This is a genomic window from Halorhabdus sp. SVX81 (genome assembly GCF_029207715.1).
GTDB lineage: Archaea > Halobacteriota > Halobacteria > Halobacteriales > Haloarculaceae > Halorhabdus.
Map to the genome: position 1 here is coordinate 668598 of NZ_CP104322.1, position 17139 is coordinate 685736.

At 62.9% G+C, this 17139-nt stretch carries 15 protein-coding genes; 7 read left to right on the top strand and 8 right to left on the bottom strand.

The genetic code is table 11. The features are described from left to right. The first annotated feature begins 91 nt into the window (after positions 1–91). From SVXhr_RS03190 to SVXhr_RS03205, 4 genes are all read left to right on the top strand, one after another. Entirely contained in the window at positions 92–1441 is a 1350-nt protein-coding gene (locus tag SVXhr_RS03190) for a tRNA pseudouridine(54/55) synthase Pus10 (protein WP_275739376.1), read from the top strand. Beyond that, entirely contained in the window at positions 1438–2187 is a 750-nt protein-coding gene (gene rnhB / locus SVXhr_RS03195; RefSeq protein WP_275739378.1) for a ribonuclease HII, read from the top strand. Before SVXhr_RS03190 ends, rnhB begins: the two co-directional genes overlap by 4 nt. Positions 2188–2892: 705 nt before the next feature. Further along, a complete protein-coding gene (locus SVXhr_RS03200; RefSeq protein WP_275739380.1) occupies positions 2893–3153 on the top strand; it encodes an AbrB/MazE/SpoVT family DNA-binding domain-containing protein in 261 nt (86 codons plus the stop codon). Further along, positions 3150–3527: a PIN domain-containing protein gene (locus SVXhr_RS03205; RefSeq protein ID WP_275739382.1), complete on the top strand. Its 378-nt coding sequence runs from the start codon at positions 3150–3152 to the stop codon at positions 3525–3527. The genes SVXhr_RS03200 and SVXhr_RS03205 overlap by 4 nt, the downstream gene beginning before the upstream one ends. A 46-nt stretch (positions 3528–3573) precedes the next feature. Here the strand turns inward: SVXhr_RS03205 and SVXhr_RS03210 are convergent, their stop codons facing one another. The 3 genes from SVXhr_RS03210 to dapA are packed head-to-tail and all read right to left on the bottom strand — an operon-like array spanning position 3574 to position 6116. After that, positions 3574–4401 carry a 2,3,4,5-tetrahydropyridine-2,6-dicarboxylate N-succinyltransferase gene (locus tag SVXhr_RS03210; protein WP_275739383.1) on the bottom strand — a complete coding sequence of 276 codons (828 nt, stop codon included), beginning with the start codon at positions 4399–4401 and terminating at the stop codon, positions 3574–3576. A gap of 1 nt (position 4402) precedes the next feature. Further along, positions 4403–5161, bottom strand: coding sequence for a 4-hydroxy-tetrahydrodipicolinate reductase (gene dapB, locus SVXhr_RS03215; protein ID WP_275739385.1), 759 nt, complete (start codon positions 5159–5161; stop codon positions 4403–4405). A gap of 31 nt (positions 5162–5192) precedes the next feature. Then, entirely contained in the window at positions 5193–6116 is a 924-nt protein-coding gene (dapA, locus tag SVXhr_RS03220) for a 4-hydroxy-tetrahydrodipicolinate synthase (protein ID WP_275739386.1), read from the bottom strand. Between the two features lie 330 nt (positions 6117–6446). Between dapA and SVXhr_RS03225 the strand changes: the two genes are divergently transcribed. Continuing rightward, a complete protein-coding gene (locus tag SVXhr_RS03225) occupies positions 6447–8135 on the top strand; it encodes a histidine kinase N-terminal 7TM domain-containing protein (RefSeq protein ID WP_275739388.1) in 1689 nt (562 codons plus the stop codon). A gap of 16 nt (positions 8136–8151) precedes the next feature. Here the strand turns inward: SVXhr_RS03225 and SVXhr_RS03230 are convergent, their stop codons facing one another. From SVXhr_RS03230 to SVXhr_RS03245, 4 genes are all read right to left on the bottom strand, one after another. Beyond that, positions 8152–9312 carry a nicotinate phosphoribosyltransferase gene (locus tag SVXhr_RS03230; RefSeq protein WP_275739390.1) on the bottom strand — a complete coding sequence of 387 codons (1161 nt, stop codon included), beginning with the start codon at positions 9310–9312 and terminating at the stop codon, positions 8152–8154. A gap of 60 nt (positions 9313–9372) precedes the next feature. Then, positions 9373–11112 (bottom strand): Hvo_1808 family surface protein, encoded by a 1740-nt coding sequence (locus SVXhr_RS03235; protein WP_275739392.1) that lies wholly within the window; start codon positions 11110–11112, stop codon positions 9373–9375. A 91-nt stretch (positions 11113–11203) separates the two neighbouring features. Next, positions 11204–13039, bottom strand: coding sequence for an Hvo_1808 family surface protein (locus SVXhr_RS03240; protein WP_275739393.1), 1836 nt, complete (start codon positions 13037–13039; stop codon positions 11204–11206). Positions 13040–13214: 175 nt separating this feature from the next. Next, positions 13215–14999, bottom strand: a complete 1785-nt coding sequence (locus SVXhr_RS03245; protein WP_275739395.1) for an Hvo_1808 family surface protein — start codon at positions 14997–14999, stop codon at positions 13215–13217. 143 nt (positions 15000–15142) lie between these two features. Here SVXhr_RS03245 and SVXhr_RS03250 point away from each other — a divergent pair, with 143 nt between their 5' ends. Together SVXhr_RS03250 and SVXhr_RS03255 are read left to right on the top strand one after the other, a co-directional pair. Then, positions 15143–15715 (top strand): cysteine hydrolase, encoded by a 573-nt coding sequence (locus SVXhr_RS03250; protein ID WP_275739397.1) that lies wholly within the window; start codon positions 15143–15145, stop codon positions 15713–15715. Further along, positions 15715–16197 carry a GNAT family N-acetyltransferase gene (locus SVXhr_RS03255; protein WP_275739399.1) on the top strand — a complete coding sequence of 161 codons (483 nt, stop codon included), beginning with the start codon at positions 15715–15717 and terminating at the stop codon, positions 16195–16197. The genes SVXhr_RS03250 and SVXhr_RS03255 overlap by 1 nt, the downstream gene beginning before the upstream one ends. A 151-nt stretch (positions 16198–16348) precedes the next feature. Here SVXhr_RS03255 and SVXhr_RS03260 read toward each other — a convergent pair whose 3' ends face one another. Further along, positions 16349–17032, bottom strand: a complete 684-nt coding sequence (locus SVXhr_RS03260; RefSeq protein WP_275739401.1) for a hypothetical protein — start codon at positions 17030–17032, stop codon at positions 16349–16351. Between the last annotated feature and the right edge of the window lie 107 nt (positions 17033–17139).

Below are 17139 nucleotides of genomic sequence, written 5' to 3' on the forward strand. Positions count from 1 at the left end.
GCGGCGTGGACGGCTCGGAATAGCGAGCGGCCCTGATCGTGGCCGAGCGTGACTCGAAAGGGAAATACGCCCCTGCCGATACACTCCCCCTATGGATCTCCTCGCATTCGCCCGGGCCGCGCGAGCAACTGGCCCGATCTGTGACGCGTGTCTCGGTCGCCCGGTCGCCGACCGGAGTTTCGGACTCACGAACACCGAGCGCGGCCGTGCGTTACGGACCACCGTCGCACTGGACGACGACGAACCGATCGACGCTCCCGACGAGTGCTGGGTGTGTGAGGGTGCCTGCGAGGATTTCGACGACTGGGCCGACCGCGCCGCCGACGCCATCGCCGAGTACGACTTCGACACCTACCAGGTCGGGACGCGCGTCCCCGCACTGATCGAGGAGAACGAGCGCCTGCTCAGAGAGGACGCCGGCCTCGAAGCTGACGCGGGCGAACCGCTCAAGGGGGAGTTCAACCGCGAGGTCGGCAAGCGTCTGGGCGGGCAGATCGACGCCGCGGTCGATTTCGAACGCCCTGACGTTCAGCTCCTGCTCGACCTCGAAACCGACGCCGTGGAGGTCCAGGTCAACTCCGCGTTCGTCTACGGTCGCTATCGGAAGATCAAACGCGACATCCCCCAGACGGAGTGGCCCTGTAACGACTGCAACGCCACCGGCACCGTCGACGGCAAGCCCTGTGACGGCTGTGACGGGACGGGCTATCGCTACGACGAGAGCGTGGAGGAACTCACCGCGCCGGTCGTCCGCGAGGCGATGGACGGCTCCAGGGCGGTCTTCCACGGGGCCGGCCGCGAGGACGTCGACGCGCGCATGCTCGGCACCGGTCGCCCGTTCGTGATAGAGGTCAAAGAGCCCCGGACCCGCGACGTAGATGTCGAGGACCTTCAGGTCGACATCAACGACTTCGCCGACGGGAAGGTCGAGGTCGAGGGGCTCGCGCTCGCGACCCACGACATGGTCGAGCGCGTCAAGGAACACGACGCGAGCAAGACCTACCGGATGACCGTCGCGTTCGAGGAGGATGTCGACGCGGCGGACTTCGAGGCGGCCCTGGACACCCTCGAAGGGGAGACGATCGAACAGCGGACGCCCAACCGCGTCGCCCATCGCCGCGGCGACATCGTTCGAACCCGTGACGTCTACGCCATCGATGGCAAACTCGACCCGGACGGCGAAGGGATGGAACTGGCTGTCGGAGCGGAAGCCGACGACTCCGGCACGTCCACAGCCAACCACGCCACGATCGAGGTCCACGGCGAGGGCGGCCTCTACGTGAAGGAACTCGTCTCCGGCGACGAGGGGCGAACCGAACCCAGTCTCGCCGGGCTGCTCGACATCGCTGCCGAGGTGACGGCACTCGATGTCCTCGATGTCGAAGGCGAGGACGAACCGTTCGAACGCGAGCCGTTCTTCCGGGACGCCCGAGCGGAATGACGGGGAGTGGCGACGGTTCGACCGCCGGTGAGGACTCCGCCGACGCGGACGAGCACGCGCCCGGCGAGCGAACGTGCCTCGATGACTGGACCGACGACGGGAGCGATCTCCGGGCCGGCGTCGACGAGGCCGGCAAGGGGCCGGTGCTGGGATCGATGTTCGCGGCCTGCGTCGTCGCCGACCCCGCCGATCTGCCCGACGACGTCGACGACTCGAAGGACCTCTCGGCCGAGCGCCGCGAGGAACTCGCGGCCGTCGTTCGCGATCGAGCGCACGCCGTGGCAGTCAGCGAGATCCCGGTCGCGCGGATCGACGACCCCGAGACCGACATGAACACGCTCACCGTCGCGGCCCACGCCGAAGCACTCGAACCAGTCGCCAGCGACGGACTCACCGCCTACCTCGACGCCGGTGACACCAACGCCGTCCGCTTCGAGCGCCGTGTCGCCGACCGGATCGAGGCCGATCTCGATCTCCGGGCCGAGCATGGCGCTGACGCGTCCTATCTGATCGTCGGGGCGGCGAGCATCATCGCCAAAGTCGAACGCGACGCCCATGTTGCGGAGCTTGCGGCCGAGTACGGCGACCTCGGCAGCGGCTACCCCGGCGATTCGACGACTCGCGAGTTTCTGGAGGACTATATTGAAGCACACGGCGAACTCCCGGCGTGTGCGCGAGAGTCGTGGCAGACGAGCCGCGACGTCCGTAACGCGGCCGGGCAGGCCGCTCTCGATGATTTTGATTGATGGGCATATTCAGGGGGTGGTGTTCAGATAAGCACCGATCAAAGAGCCTATTTCTGCCGGCGAATCGGCTAAATCCTGGTGGCCTGCGAAAATCGAAGATTTTCGGGCGACCAGAAGACGCAGTCTTCTGGTAAAATGAAAGGGCGAGGCACGCGTGGCGGCTGCGAGGCGGTTGCACCGCCTCGAATGGAGACGGCGACGCCGTCTCCCTGCCGCCACGGTTTGCGGAGGTCGGCGACGCCGACCTCCCTTTCCGGGAACCCCGGCGACGCAAGCCGCGAGGCGGCAGAGCCGCCTTGCGAGGCGGTTTCACCGCCTCGAACTCGCGGCGCACAGCGCCGCGCATGGCCCGTGCGAACGGGCGCTTCGCGCCCGTGAGCAGACACTGCAGGCCGCAAAGCGGCCGAAGTCGTTCGAAAGACCTGCGGTCTTTCGTGATGACGAGAGAGCGAAGCTCTCTCGAACCACGCACAGCGAGCCGCGGGACCGGAACTGACGAGGGCTTTCTGGCTGGTTTCAATCATCTCGAATCCTTATCTGAACACTACCATTCAGGGTGCGAACATCCGGCTGCCTTCTCCCACGACGATATTCCTGAACCTTCGCGCTGTGATCGCTGTCTATTCCCGAATAGATTCGACCGTACGGGATCTCAGTGAGGATTGTGGGAAGATTTTTACCCACTCCCCAACTAGTCATACCCACATGAGCAAAACCGCCGAGGCCGACGATCGGGGGCGGATCGTCATTCCGCATGAAATCCGAGAGAAGCACGGCGATCGGTATCGGGTCGTTGAACTCGATGATCGGGTCGAACTCATTCCGATCAACCGGGATCCAATCGAAGGGCTTCGAGATGCCGTCGGCGATACGTTCGACGGAAATTCGATCGCCGAGATCAAAGAGCAGGCACGGACGGCCGCCAGGGAAGCTGCGGTCGAGGATCTCTCGGACTCGTCGCAATGATCTACGCCGATACCGACTTTTTCATCGCGCTGGTCAAAGACGACGACTGGCTCCAGGAGCGTGCTGTCTCGATCGCCCGGGAGAACGATGGGCAGATCTACACGTCACGGGCAACGCTGCTCGAGTTGTTGATGATCTCCGACCGATTCGAGTTCGATCGCTTCGAGGCACTCAGCTACGTCCTCGAAATCGCGGACGTTCCCGAGGACGAATCCGTTCTCTTTCAGGCGGCGGATTACATGGAGCAGTACGACCTCACGGCATTCGACGCCTACCACGTCGCCTATGCTGACGCCGATCCCATCGTCTCCTCGGACAAAGCGTTCGACGACCTCACCGACGACCGTATTCCGATCGAAGCAAAATCCCAGTAATTGCGTTCCTGCACGCGGATGCTCTTCCCGCAACGCGTTTTCTCTCTTACTCCCGCAACGCGTCCTCTCGCTCGGCTCCTTCCAGGGTTTCCTCCTCGACGTGGGTCGCAACCACCGCCGGCTTGAACGCGCCGCCGTCGAAGAGGTCGTGCTCGCCGACGGAGGACTCGACAAACCGCTGGAATGCCCGACGTTCGGGCGGCAACTCGCCGTAGAGAATCTCTTCCTCGACCAGGTCGTAGACTGGAATCCGGGGGGATAACAGCGTATCCTCGCCGACCACCGAGTTCTCGCCGACGACGAACCCCGAGGTGACCCGACTACCGGCTCCCAGTGCCACGCCGTCCTCGACGATCACCGGCGCGTCCTCGACGGGTTCGAGCACGCCGCCGATGACGGTGTTCGCGCCGAGTTTCACGTCGTCGCCGATCTGAGCGCACGACCCGACGACATCGTTCGAGTCGACCAGCGTGCCGTCGCCGACGTGCGCACCGATGTTTACGAACGCCGGACTCATCAGGATCGCGTCGCTGCCCACGTAGGCACCGCGTCGGATGACGGTCCCGTCAGGTGTGTTTCGGGTGCCACGCTCGCCAAGGTCAGCAGTCTCCCGAAGGGGAAGCACGTCGTGATAGGTCACGTCGCCGTACTCGCGGGCCTGGGTGTCCCGCAGAGTAAAATTCAGCAGGATGCCCTGCTTGACCCAGGCGTTGGCTTCCCAGGTGCCCTCGCGCTTTTCGGCGGCTCGTACCTCGCCGGCCTCCAGTGCTTCGAGGAAGCGATCCAGGGTGGCCTGCTGGTCCTCAGTGAGATCAGCAGGTGTCAGGTCGTCCGATCGATCCCAGAGCGTCTCGATATCGCTTTCCAGACTCATGTTAGCCCTCGATTACATCCCCGAAGGTATAGAATCCGTGATCGCGGCCAGCGATCCAGACGGCCGCGTCGAGTGCGCCAGCGGCGAAAACCCCGCGATCCTCGGCGCGATGGGTCAGCGTCACCACTTCGTCGTTGCCGGCGAACAGAATCTCGTGCTCGCCACGGACATCCCCGGCTCGTCGGACGTGGACACCGACCTCGCCGTCCTCCCGCGGCTGCATCCCTTCCCGACCGTACGTTTCCTCGAAATCCCGTTCCTCGGCGAGCGCGTCGAGGAGGGTGTTTGCGGTCCCGCTCGGCGCGTCCTGCTTGCCGTTGTGGTGGGTTTCGGTGAGTTCGACGTCGTAGCCCGGCAGCGCCTCGGCGGCCGCCCGGACGGTCGCGAGGAGGGCCTGGATCCCGCGGGCGAAGTTCGCGGCCTTCAGGACGGCCACGTCCTCGCTGGCCGCCTCTAGCGCGTCTAACTGGTCGTCCTCGAAGCCAGTCGTCCCGGTCACGAGCGGGACGCCCGCCTCGGCGCAGGCGTCGGCCAAGGCGACGGTCGCCTCGGGGACCGAGAAGTCGACGATCGCGTCGGGCTCGTGGGTCGCGAGCAGCGTAGCGATGTCCTCGGGCTCGTGGACCGGCATGCCGGCGACCGTCTCGTCGTCGGTGGCGTCGACGGCGAAGACGACCGTCACGTCCTCGCGATCGCCCGCCGTCTCGATGATTGTCCGTCCCATGCGACCTGCCGCGCCGGTGACGCCAACTCGTATCATACCCCTCGCTCCGTCCTCGGTCCCGGAATGGTTATCGATCCGTCGTCTCGACCGGCGTCTCGACGTCGATCGGATCGAGGTCGTCGAGCACGTCCCGGAGGTGGGCCCGGTGCTCCTCGGCGAGCCGGGTCAGGGGCGACCGGAGTTCCGGCGAGCCGTGGCCGCGGATCGCCATCGCCTCCTTGACCGGGATCGGGTTCGTCTCGATGAACAACGCTCGGGCGAGCGGCCCGAGTTCGTGATGCAACTCCCGAGCGCGTTCGAAGTCACCCGCCAGCGCCGCCCCGACCATCGCACAGGTCCGGACCGGCTCGACGTTGGCGACGACGCTGATCGCCCCGCGCGCGCCGATCGACAGCATCGGCAGCGTCAGCGCGTCGTCGCCCGAGAGGACGGTGAAGTCCTGCTCGCGGGTCCGTTCGACGATCTCGGTGATCTGGCCGAGATCGCCAGAGGCGGCCTTGAACGCCTGAATGTTCTCGTGGTCGGCCAGCGCGACCGCCGTGTCGGGGTCGATGTTCCGGCCCGTCCGTGAGGGGACGTTGTAGACGATCTGTGGCAGGTCGATCTCGTCGGCGATGGTCAGGTAATGTTCGCGGAGCCCGCGTTGTTCGGGCTTGTTGTAGTACGGCGAGATGAGCAGGAGGGCGTCCGCCCCGGCGTCTCGTGCTCGGCGGGACAGTGAGAGTGCTTCGCGGGTGTTGTTGCTCCCGGTGCCGGCGATGACCGGGACGTCCTCGAGTGCTCCGGCGACGGCCTCGATCACTTCGACGTGTTCGTCGTGGGATAGCGTCGCGCTCTCGCCGGTCGAGCCGACGGGGACGACCCCGTCGACGCCGGCCGCTTCGAGCCGCCGGGCGTTCGCCCGCAGTTGGTCGAAATCGATGCGTTCGTCGTCTTCGAAGGGTGTCGTCATCGCGGGGTAGACGCCTTCGAACAGTGGTTGTGGTGGCATGGATGTGCGTGAAGTACTGGGTGATTACGGCGCTACATCAAAAAACCGACCCGAAACGAGGTCGCTACCCTCGCCTCGAGCCACTCAGGCTCGCTTCAGCTTCGGACGCGACGTGTGCCGACAACCCCTTTCGTTCCGATCGGCCCCCTCCCCGTGACTCGGCTGACCGATTGTAGCCTGCAGTCGGGGTGTCGGCGTCATGTGTCTATTTCTCCCGCCGGATGACTTAGTGGTTACGTTCGTGACTGCTTGCGAACATGAGTTATTGATTGTGAGAATTAGGTCGGCACAGTCTTCCGTGTATACACCAACCATCGGGAAGTACAGCGTATGGACTGGCAGTTGACGCTCGGTGCCGCGCCGTTGTTCGCTGCGACGCTGGTTGCCACAGCTGTCGCTGTCGCCGTCTACAGGAACCGCCACGCGCCGGGAGCGCGCGCACTTGCCGTGATCGCCGTGTTCGCCGGGTGGTGGTCGCTGTCGGCCGGTCTCGAACTCCTCTCGACGGACCCGCTCACGAGCGTCGTCCTGACGAAAGCGTCCTACTTCGGGATCGTCATCGTCCCTGTCGCCTGGGTAGTGTTCGTCCTTGCGTACACAGGCCGGTGGGCCTGGCTTTCGCGTCGCCGGATCGCCCTGCTCAGTGTCGTCCCCACGATCACCGTCGTGGCGGCAATCACGAACGATCCCGCCGGTATCCACTCTCTCTTCTGGCGCGATCTCGCGATTGTCACGGACGCCACGGGAGCGATCCCGGAATCACGATACGGCCCGCTGTTCTGGATTCACGCTGCGTACTCCTACTTGTTGCTTGCCATCGGGTCGTACTTGCTGATCGAACTTGTCGTCACCGCGGATCTGCTCTACCGGGCACAGGCGAGCGTCCTGTTGATGGCTGTCCTCGCGCCGTGGAGTGCGAACGTACTGTACCTCTCCAACCTGATCCGGACGCCGTATGATCCCACGATTCTCGGGATCGTCCTGACCTGTTGTCTCCTGCTGGTGACAGTGTATCGTCACCGCTTTCTCGAAATCGGCCCGGCAGCGAGATACCTCGCTCGAACCGAACTGATCGAGACGCTCGACGACCCGGTTGTCGTGATCGATAGCGAGCGTCACGTCATCGAATTGAACCCCACGGCGGTGGATGTGTTTGGCGTCGAACGCCCGGACGCGATCGGTGGTGATCTGGCCGCTGTCAGCTCGAAACTGTGTGACTGGCTCGACAGCGATCGCGTCGAGGAAACGATCGTCTACGAAGTCGGGAACGTCGACCGGTACTACGATGTCCAAGCTACCCCACTGCCCCAGGGAACCAGCACGGACTCGGGGGCGCTGCTCGCGCTGCGGGACGTGACCGCCCGCCAGCACAACCGCCAGCAGGTCAGTGTGCTCAACCGACTGCTCCGACATAACCTCTCGAACGCCGTTACGACGATCCACGGAAACGCTGAGTACGCCGCCGCCAGAGCCGACGACGACGAGGTCCGCGACCGAATCCGGGTCATCAGGGACAACGCCGCCGCGATGATGGACAAACAGGAGAAACTCGATCGGATTCTCCGAACGTTCGAACGCGAACGGTACACGTGTACGTCTCTTGACACCCTGTTGGGGGAGGTCGTCACAGACGTCCAAACGGCACATCCAGCCGCCCGGATAACCGTCGACCTCCCCGACGCAACACTTTCGTTCGACGGCAAGGAACGACTCCGGTTCGCCCTGAAGGAACTGCTGACGAACGCGATCGAGCACACCCCGGGTGACGCCCCGACGGTGAGCGTCACCGCGACCGTTGTCGAGGACCAGGTCCAAATCACGGTCCGGGACCAGGGTCCGGGCATCCCGGATCACGAACTCGAACCGATCACCGATGGGCAGGAGACCCAGCTATCACACGGCAGCGGCGTCGGACTCTGGCTCGTCTCCTGGATCGTCCACTCACTCGATGGTGCTGTCGACTTCGAAACCGGCGAGGACGGGACGACGGTCACGTTGACTGTGCCCGGTCGTGAGTGATCGCACGGACGGTGGGTCAGTCGCCGTCCCCGAAACCCACCGCGTCGGCATCTTCCCGTACCCGACGCGTTGCGTCGTCGATGTCGAATTCCCGGACTAGCTCGCCGTCTCGAAGCAGTGGCTCGAACAACGATTCGGCGTCGGTGGGACCCGGTCGGCTCGCGAGTCCGACCTCGTGGCCCCCATCGGGCGTCCGATAGACGGCCTTCTTCCCCGAGAGCTTGCCCCGCTTGGCGACCGGCTCGCCGTCGATCGTGACGATGTCCAGCGCGAAATCCTTCGGATCTGCGTTGGAGACGTACCCGCCGACGCCGAACCCGTCGGCAACGTCTCGGAGTGCTCGAAGGGTTGTGGGATCGAGCCCGCCGCTGAGGAAGATGCCAACGTCGTCGTGTCCGCGGGCGTCGAGCTCCCACCGGACTTCCTGGACGATCCGCCGGAAGTCCCCGCGGCGTGAACTCGTGGTATCCAGCCGGATGCTGTCGAGGTCGGGAACGGCTTCGACGGCCCGGATCGCCTCCTCGACTTCGTCGCTGTAGGTGTCACACAGCGCGACCCGCGGGACGTCGGGGCCAACAGCTTCGTCGAAGGCCCGCCAGGCGTCCTCCTGGTTGCCCCGGCCAAAGCAGATCACCAGCGCGTGGGGCATCGTCCCGCCGGCCTCGTAGTCGATGGCTTCGCCGGCGGCGACGTTGGAGATACCGTCGAGCCCCCCGAGCAGTGCGCTGCGTTCGACCATCGCGCCAAGCGACGGGTGGACGTGCCGGGACCCGAAGCTCAACACTGTCGAGTCGGGAGCGGCCCGGCGAGCACGGAGCGCGTGTGTCGCGATCCCGGTGGGGTGGGAGAGAAACCCAAGCAGTGACGTTTCCAGGCGAGCGAACTCCCGATACCGGCCTTCGATCCGCATTACCGGCCCGTGATCGAACAGTTGCCCTTCAGGAAGCGCGTCGACGTCGACGGGGTGTCCTTCCAGCAGGTGGGCGGCGTCTTTCAGCCCGGCGAGGACGGCAAACTCGCCGGTCGGGAACTGGTCGGCCGAGACCTCCGCGACGACTGACGGATTCTTCCCGGCGTGTTCGAGCGCTTCCATCGTCCGATCGAAGTAGGCGTCGGTCGCCCGTCCCGCACTGATCGCCTCGGGGCCGACGATGTCGAACGGCGTCTTCTCGGTCATCCTGCCCGTCGATTCTCGTCGCGTACAAAAAACCTCCCGGGTCGCCGCGTCGCGCTCGTGTTACCGCCGGCGGAGTGCCAGCAGTGCGACGGCGAGAAGACCGATCAGCGCACCCGTGGCGACGAATCCGGGGCCGTTCGTCGTCGTGTCGGTTGGCTCGTCGGTGTCCGTCACCCCATCGGTGGTCTCGTCGTCCGTCGCCGTCTCGTCGGTAGACTCCGTGGTCTCGGTCTCGCTGTCGTCTGTGGCCGTCCCGTCGTCGGTCGCCGTTTCCGTCGGCTCTTGGACATCCGGCGCCATCGCGTGCACTGCCGAGAGTTCCCCGACACTCGGCGCGTTGACGATCGTGAACGTGTCGCCGTCCCGATTCAGGTAGAACGCGTCGTTGAACTCCTGGTCGTCGGGAATATGGTAGACGTTCTCGTGACCGTCGACGGATTCAGCGCCGTGGAACGCAAGGAGTTGCTCGTAGCCCTCCTGGAACTGTCCGGCGTCCGCCGGCGAGTCCCAGAGCATCTTGTAGACGTAGCCAGTCTCGTTGGTCGCACTCGACTCGTCGGTCACGTATGGCATGAGTTTGTCGCCGTCCCAGCCCGCCGTGTAGGTGTGATTGTAGTCGTACGGGTCGAACTCGTCGACGCCGCCGCCAACCTGGTTGATATGGCTATTGTAGGGGATGATCCGATTCGAGAGCGATTCGTAGCTCGGATACCAAAGCGCCACAAACAGCCCTGCCTCACCGAAGGAGGCGTGGTTGATACTCCCGTTGATCGCAAGCGGCCGCCAGCGGTCGTCGCTGGTGTCCTCGATCGACACCGGTGTCGGCTCGTCCTCGCCGTATTTCTCGGGGTGGATCGTCTGCTCGGTCGAGTTTGGTGGGCTCTCGTAGACCGCGTTCACCGCGTCCCAGCCGTCCGATTCGTGGATGTCCCGCACGAACGACGGGCCATCACTGTAGGGCTGGAGCGTGATCTGGAGGAGACCGATGTGGATGTCGGCGGTTGACCCGCCCTGTGATCCCTCGGGCATGATACAGTCGCCTTGCCATTCACCCTCACACCGTTCCTGGTAGAGGTAATCGACGTAGTTGCCGTCGCCTTCGATGATCCCGTCTTTCGCGTTGTGGAGCTCCTGGGTCGACTGGTTGAACGACGAGATGTTGAACCGCTGGTCCTGGAGGGCGTGAAACAGCTCCTGGGCGAGGGTGATCTCGTTCATCTTCGGCGTCGACGTGTTCTCCGAGACAATCTTGATCTCGCCGGCTGACGGGTCGTAGAACCCGCCCACGCTCCCGGCCTGATTCTGCCCTTGGACGCCGATCGCGTCGGTCGACTCGTTGACCATCAACAGCGCCTCGTACTTGACGTTCTGGTGGAGACGGGTCGCGGTGGTCACGTTCGCCGTCTGATTTTCGACCCGCTCGCTGAACTGCTCACGGGAGATCACTTCGACCGGCGGGGCCTCCTCGAACTCCAGGCGACGGATCTCCTCGACGCGTGCCATCCCGCGAGCGACCACCGCGTCGAGTTCAGAGTCGTTCAGCCCATCGTCGGGCGTGACGGCAATCGATTCGTTGTACCAGTAGCCGTTCTCCCAGCCGAGAACGTCCGCGTCGGGATCCGGCGGATGCTGGTCAGCGAGCGTGGCATCGTCCGTCGTCTTCGAGAGGTGCGTGGTGTTCGGAGGGCTGTCCGTCTGGGCGGTGGCGGCTGCGTTCGGGGACCCGGCCGCCGCGGCGACTGGCACGCCGGCCAGTGCGACCGCGAGGACCACGGCGATAATCCGTGTTCGGTGGACCATACCCCGTCTGGGGGCGAGTCGGTTAAAAATTCTCGGTGCCGGTGGTCGCCTGACCAGCCCCAGGCGGAATTTCCACCCAGCTTGGCTCGTGTCAGTCTGGACGGGTGGCCATCCCGAGCAGCGCGACGAGGGCGAGGATTGCCGCCCCGAAGGTAAATCCGGGGCCCGAGGCCGTCGTCGTCTCGGTCGACTGTTCGTCGGTCACGTTCCGGTTCTCGGTGGCTTCCGACTCGTCTCCGGTCTCGTCACCGCTCTCTGTCGGGGTATCCGGCTCCTCGGTTGCTGTCTCAGTATCCGTGGTCGTGTCGTCTGTCGTCTCATCGGATTCTGTCGTCGATTCGTCCGCTTCTGTCGTCTCGCCTGCGGGCGTCGACTCTTCGGTTTCAGATGTCGTCTCTTCCGCTTCGGGGGCTGCTCCCTCCCGGACGGCCGAAAGTTCCTCGACGTTCGGTGCGTTGACGATCGTGAACCGATCGCCGGTCCGATTCAGGTAGAAGGCGTCACTGTACCCACTTTCGTTGGGGATCCGATATGTGTCGTTGCGTCCATCGACGGACTCCGCGCCGTGGACTGTGAGGAGGCGTTCGTATCCTTCCTGGAACTCTTCGGCGTCTTCCGGCGAGTCCCAGACCGTCTTGTAGACGTAGCCGGTCTCGTTGGTCCCACTTGAGTCGTCGGGTACGTACGGGATCAGTTTGTCACCATCCCAGCCCGCCGTGTACGTGTGGTTGTAGTTGTACCGATCGAAGTCCTGGATCTCGCCATCCGGCCCGTAATTCATGTGGTTCCGCAACGGGATGATCGAGACGGCTCCCTGGGTTTGCATCGCCGGGTACCACAGCGTCACGTACAGCCCGGCCTCGCCGACGGACGCGTAATTTGGGCCACTCTCAACCGAAAGCGGCCGCCACTCCTCGGCACTTCGATCCGGCACAGTGATATTCGCGGGTGTATCCCTGGGGTACTTCTCGGGGTGAATCGTCTGCTCGGTCGAGGCCGGCACTTCGTCGTAGACCGCGTTCACTGCCTCCCAGCCGCCCTCCTCACGGAGGTCTTGGACGAACGGCGGGCCATCGATATAGGGCTGTAAATATATCTGTAAGAGCCCATAGTGAAAGTCGGGTGTCGAGGTCGATTCTGCAGTGTTTGGCATGAGACAGCTGCCGGCCCACTCGTTCTGACAGCGCTGCTGGTAGAGCCGGTCGACGTAGTTGCCATCTCCTTCGACGATACCATCCTTGGCGTTGTGCGCTTCCCGTGTCGTGTGGTTGAATATTGCCTGCCCGAATTGCTGATGCTGGAGCGCGTGATAGAGCTCCTGGGAGAGGGTGATCTCGTTCATCTTCGGTGTCGAGGTGTTCTCCGAGACGATCCTGATTTGTTCCGACACGGGGTCGTAGAATCCGCCGATGCTACTGCCCTGATTGTCGGCCTCTACCGCCACTGCATCAGTCGACTCGTTGACCATCAACAGGGCTTCGTACGTGACGTTCATCCGCAATCGCTGCGCATCGGTCTTCGTCTCCGTACTGTTGTCGACAGTCGTTTCGAATTCCTCTCGACCGATGACCTCGACAGGGACGGTCTCCTCGAATTCGAGGCGTCGGATCTGCTCGACGCGGGCCATACTCCGGTTCACAACCGCCCCGAGTTCGGACTCGTTCAGCCCGTCCTCGGGCGTGACGGCAATCGTCTCGTTGTACCAGTAGCCGTTCTCCCACCCGAGGACGTCTGCTGCAGGGTCCGGCGGGTGGGTCTCGTTCGGTTCCGTTTCGTTCTCGCTTGCCTGGGGTACGTCGCCGACTGTGAGTGAGTCACTCGTCGTCGGGGTCGGTGCGTCGGTCGCTGCCGCCGTCGCGACCGTCACCGGCTGGAGGGCCAATGCGATCACTGCGACAGCGGCCATGAGTTTGGTGCGGGAAACCATGCGACCGACGATCGATCCTCCGTATACTGATAACCAGTTGCTGAACTACAGAATCTGAAGTCGACTCCGTCCCGTGAAAAGCGGGATCAGCCAATCGATCTGCCAGACCGAACTTCCAGCCGGCCTGGTGAGGTATTCACCGAACTCGATACTGATAAAATAGTGGTGGCCCGGATCAGCGACGGCGAGAGACGACCAAAACGAACCCGACGAGCGCGAGGATTGCCGCCCCGAGCGTGAACCCGGGACCGGAGGCTGTCGTCGTTTCGGTCGACTGCCGGTCGGTTCCGTCCTGGCTTTCGGTCGTCGAATCGTCCGTCTCGGCCGCCGTGTCAATTTCGGCAGTAGAGACGTCTGTCCCGGTCGCTTCGTCAGTGTCCGTTGTCGAATCGTCCGTTTCGGCCGATCCGTCTGTCTTGGTCGTCTCCTCGACTTCAGGAGCTGCCCCCTCACGGACGGCCGAGAGTTCCTCGATGCTCGGCGCGTTGACGACCGTGAACGTCTCGCCATCCCGATCGAGGTAGAAGGCGTCGTTGAACTCCTGGCCGTCGGGGATCCGGTAGACGTTCTCGTAGCCTTCGACGGAGACCGCGTCGTGGAACTCGAGGAGTTGCTCGTACCCGTATTGGAACTCCTCGGCGTCGTCCGGCGAGTCCCAGATCGTCTTGTAGACGTAGCCAGTCTCGTTGGTCGCACTCGACTCGTCGGTCACGTACGGCACGAGTTTGTCGCCGTCCCAGCCGGCCGTGTACCTGTGATCGTAGTTGTATGGATTGAGTTCGCCGGGCCTGTCGTCATTCACGATATTGGTGTACGGGATGATATCGATCGCACCGTTGGTCTCGGAGCCCGGATACCACAGCATCATGTACAACCCTGCCTCGCCGAAGGAGGCGTAGTTGACTGTCCCGTTGATGTCGAGCGGTCGCCACCGGTCGTCGCTACGGTCCTCGATGGACACTGACGTCGGTGCGTCTTTGCCGTACTTCTCCGGGTGGATCGTCTGCTCGGTCGATGCGGGTGGGTTGTCGTAGATCGCGTTCACCGCGCTCCATCCACCCAACTCCTGGATGTCCCGGACGAACGCCGGACCGTCGCTGTAGGGCTGATACGTGAGCATCTGGAGGCCGACGTGGGTGTCGACGTCGGCGTTCGATCCGCTTTGTGATCGCTCGGGCATGATGCAGGTTCCGTTCCACTCGTTCTCACACCGCTTCTGGTAGAGATAATCGACGTAGTTGGCGTCGCCCTCGACGATGCCATGTCTGGCTCTGGCTTCTTCCGTGGTGGTCGGGTTACCTACCGAGGAGAGATTGAACTGCTGATCCTGGAGGGCGTGGAACAGTTCCTGTGAGAGGACGATCTCGTCCATCTTCGGCGTCGTGGCGTTCTCGGAGATGATCTTGATCTCTTCGTCGCCGTAGTATCCGAGCCAGGCGGCCCGGTTCTGCTCCGCATCGCGGATCACATTGGCCGACTCGTTGACCATGAACAACGCCTCAAACATGGTGTTCGCGCGCAAGCGCCGTGCGGTAGTCGCGTTCGACTGGTTCACGACCTGCTCGCTGTGTTCCTCCCGGGAGATCACTTCGACCGGGATTGTCTCCTCGAATTCGAGTTGTCGGACCTGCTCGACGCGAGCCATGCTCCGGGCCACAACCGCGTCGAGTTCTGACTCGTTCAACCCGTCCTCGGGTGTGACGGAAATCGACTCGTTGTACCAGTAGCCGTTCTCCCACCCGAGGACGTCTTTCTCGGGGTCCGGCGGATGCGTCTCGTTCGTTTCTGTCCCGTTCGTCTCCGTTTCGTCGTGTGTCGTCTCGGGGACGTCACCGACTGAGAGTGGGTCACTCGCTGTCGGCGTCGATACGTCGGTCGCTGTCGCCGTCGCGATCGTCACGGGCTGGAGGGCCAGTGCGACGACGACGATAGCCGCCATGATCTTGGTGCGGGAGACCATGCGATCGAACGTCGAACGCCCCCGATATTAAAAACAACTGAACAGCTACATACTCTGAAATCTGACAGCGAACGCCGAAGACGGACCGTCTGTACGCCGACGCCCGAACGTCTTTTGTCCGGCCGACCGTAGGACGCCACGCCATGGAATTCGATCCGGATTCGACGGCCGTCGTCGTCGTGGACATGCAAAACGGCTTCTGTCACCAGGAGGGGAGTCTCTACGCACCGCCGAGCGAAGACGCGGTCGACCCCTGCGTCGAACTGGTCGACCGCGCCGGTGAGATGGGCGCGTCAGTCGTCTACACTCGGGACGTCCACACGGACGAGCAGTTCGAGGACGCCCACTACTACGACGAGTTCGAGCGCTGGGGTGAACACGTCCGGGAGGGAACCTGGGACGCCGAACTCGTCTCGAAACTCAAGTCCCGCGACGCCGATCTGATCGTCGAGAAACACACCTACGACGCCTTCCACGAAACCCAGCTGGACGGGTGGCTCACGGCTCACGGGATCGACGACCTGGTGCTCTGTGGGACGCTCGCGAACGTCTGCGTCCTCCACACCGCCGGGAGTGCCGGCCTTCGGGACTACCGCCCGGTCCTCGTCGAGGACGCCGTCGGCTACCTCGAGGAAGACCACCGAGAGTACGCCCTGGAGCACGCCGACTGGCTGTTCGGCGAGGTACTCGACCGCGAGTCGATCGAATTCGCCTGATGACCGGCCGTTCCAGCGATTCGACCGTCCGCCGATTTCAGCCCGGCGACGGCCCCGACGTGCGGCGCGTCCACCGGGCGGCACTCCGGGCGGCGGGGACCGATCCTGACGATGTCCCCGGGAACCAAGATCTCCGGTGGATCGAAGAGACGTATCTCAGGTCTGGCGGGGAGTTCCTGGTCGCCGAGCGTGATGGCCGGGTCGTCGCCTGCGGCGGCCTCCTCGTCGAGGGCGAGACAGCCGAACTCATGCGGATCGCCGTCGATCCCGCCCACCAGCGGGCGGGCTACGGGACGGCGATCCTCGACGGGCTGGAGGCGACCGCCGCCGAGCGGGGCTGTGCTCGGATCGTCCTGACGACCGCCGACCGACAGGCCGCGGCGAAGCAGTTCTACCCCGATCGCGGGTACGAGCGACGGGATGAACGTCGCGTCAATGGCTACGAGCTTATCGAGTTCGAGAAATCTCTCAGCACCTGTTAATCGAAGCGGCCGACGATAGAGGGATGAGATCTTGACTGGTCTTCTCATCGAATCCGCGTGCGTAATGGCAGTTATAGTGCCGTTCACGGCTAATTTATGGCAATACCACCCTAATTGAAGCGGGTGTTTTGTGGGCGAACGAGTTCCCTTCTCATTCGAGCTCAAAGTCTTCCATCTTGACCCTGTAGATGCGAATGGATTGTATCTTGTTTCGAGGGATGATCTCGACGGTGTTGGTCAACTCATCGGGATCGAGATCTGGAAAACCGATCCCTGTAAAATCTTTTTCTGAAAGATTATCGAACCTAATCAATTCAATATCGTCTTCGCTGTAGCCGTTGAGAAATCCCCGGGTAGGATTTACGTCTTGATCGACAGGCTCGAGATCGACTTCCACGTAGTACTCCTTCGTGAAATCACCCAATCCATCCTCAGTATACTCTCGAATCGTCTTTTGCCAGCGACTAACATTGCCCACGTCTTTCAACGCAAGTGTGTCAGATCGTTCAACGATCTTTGTTTGATAGAAATCTACCCCTTTCGTAGCGAATATCCGGTGAATGATATCCGAAATCACTCCGAGGACTGGCGGGAGAACAAAATAGAACACTATTTCATGGCCTAACAACGGAATATCGGCGGTGATATCTTGAAGTATCTGAAAGAACAGAGCAAAGAACAAGACAAGAATGACGTGGCTACGCTTTAGCTCCTCGAAGTCTGACGTTCGAAGGCCGACGTAAACAAAATACGCGAAGAAGGCAGGGAAAAATAGTGTTAGCGATTCTAATATCTGATCTAGATTAGTTAAAATGTCGGGGAACGATAGGGCCACGCTTACTCGTCGTCAGATGTGGGTTTTTCACCCTTCGCCATCGTTGCAGGGATCTCTTTGGGGTTGTTCCCTCCACTCTTTGAGTTCTTTCGAAGCTCACGGCGTTT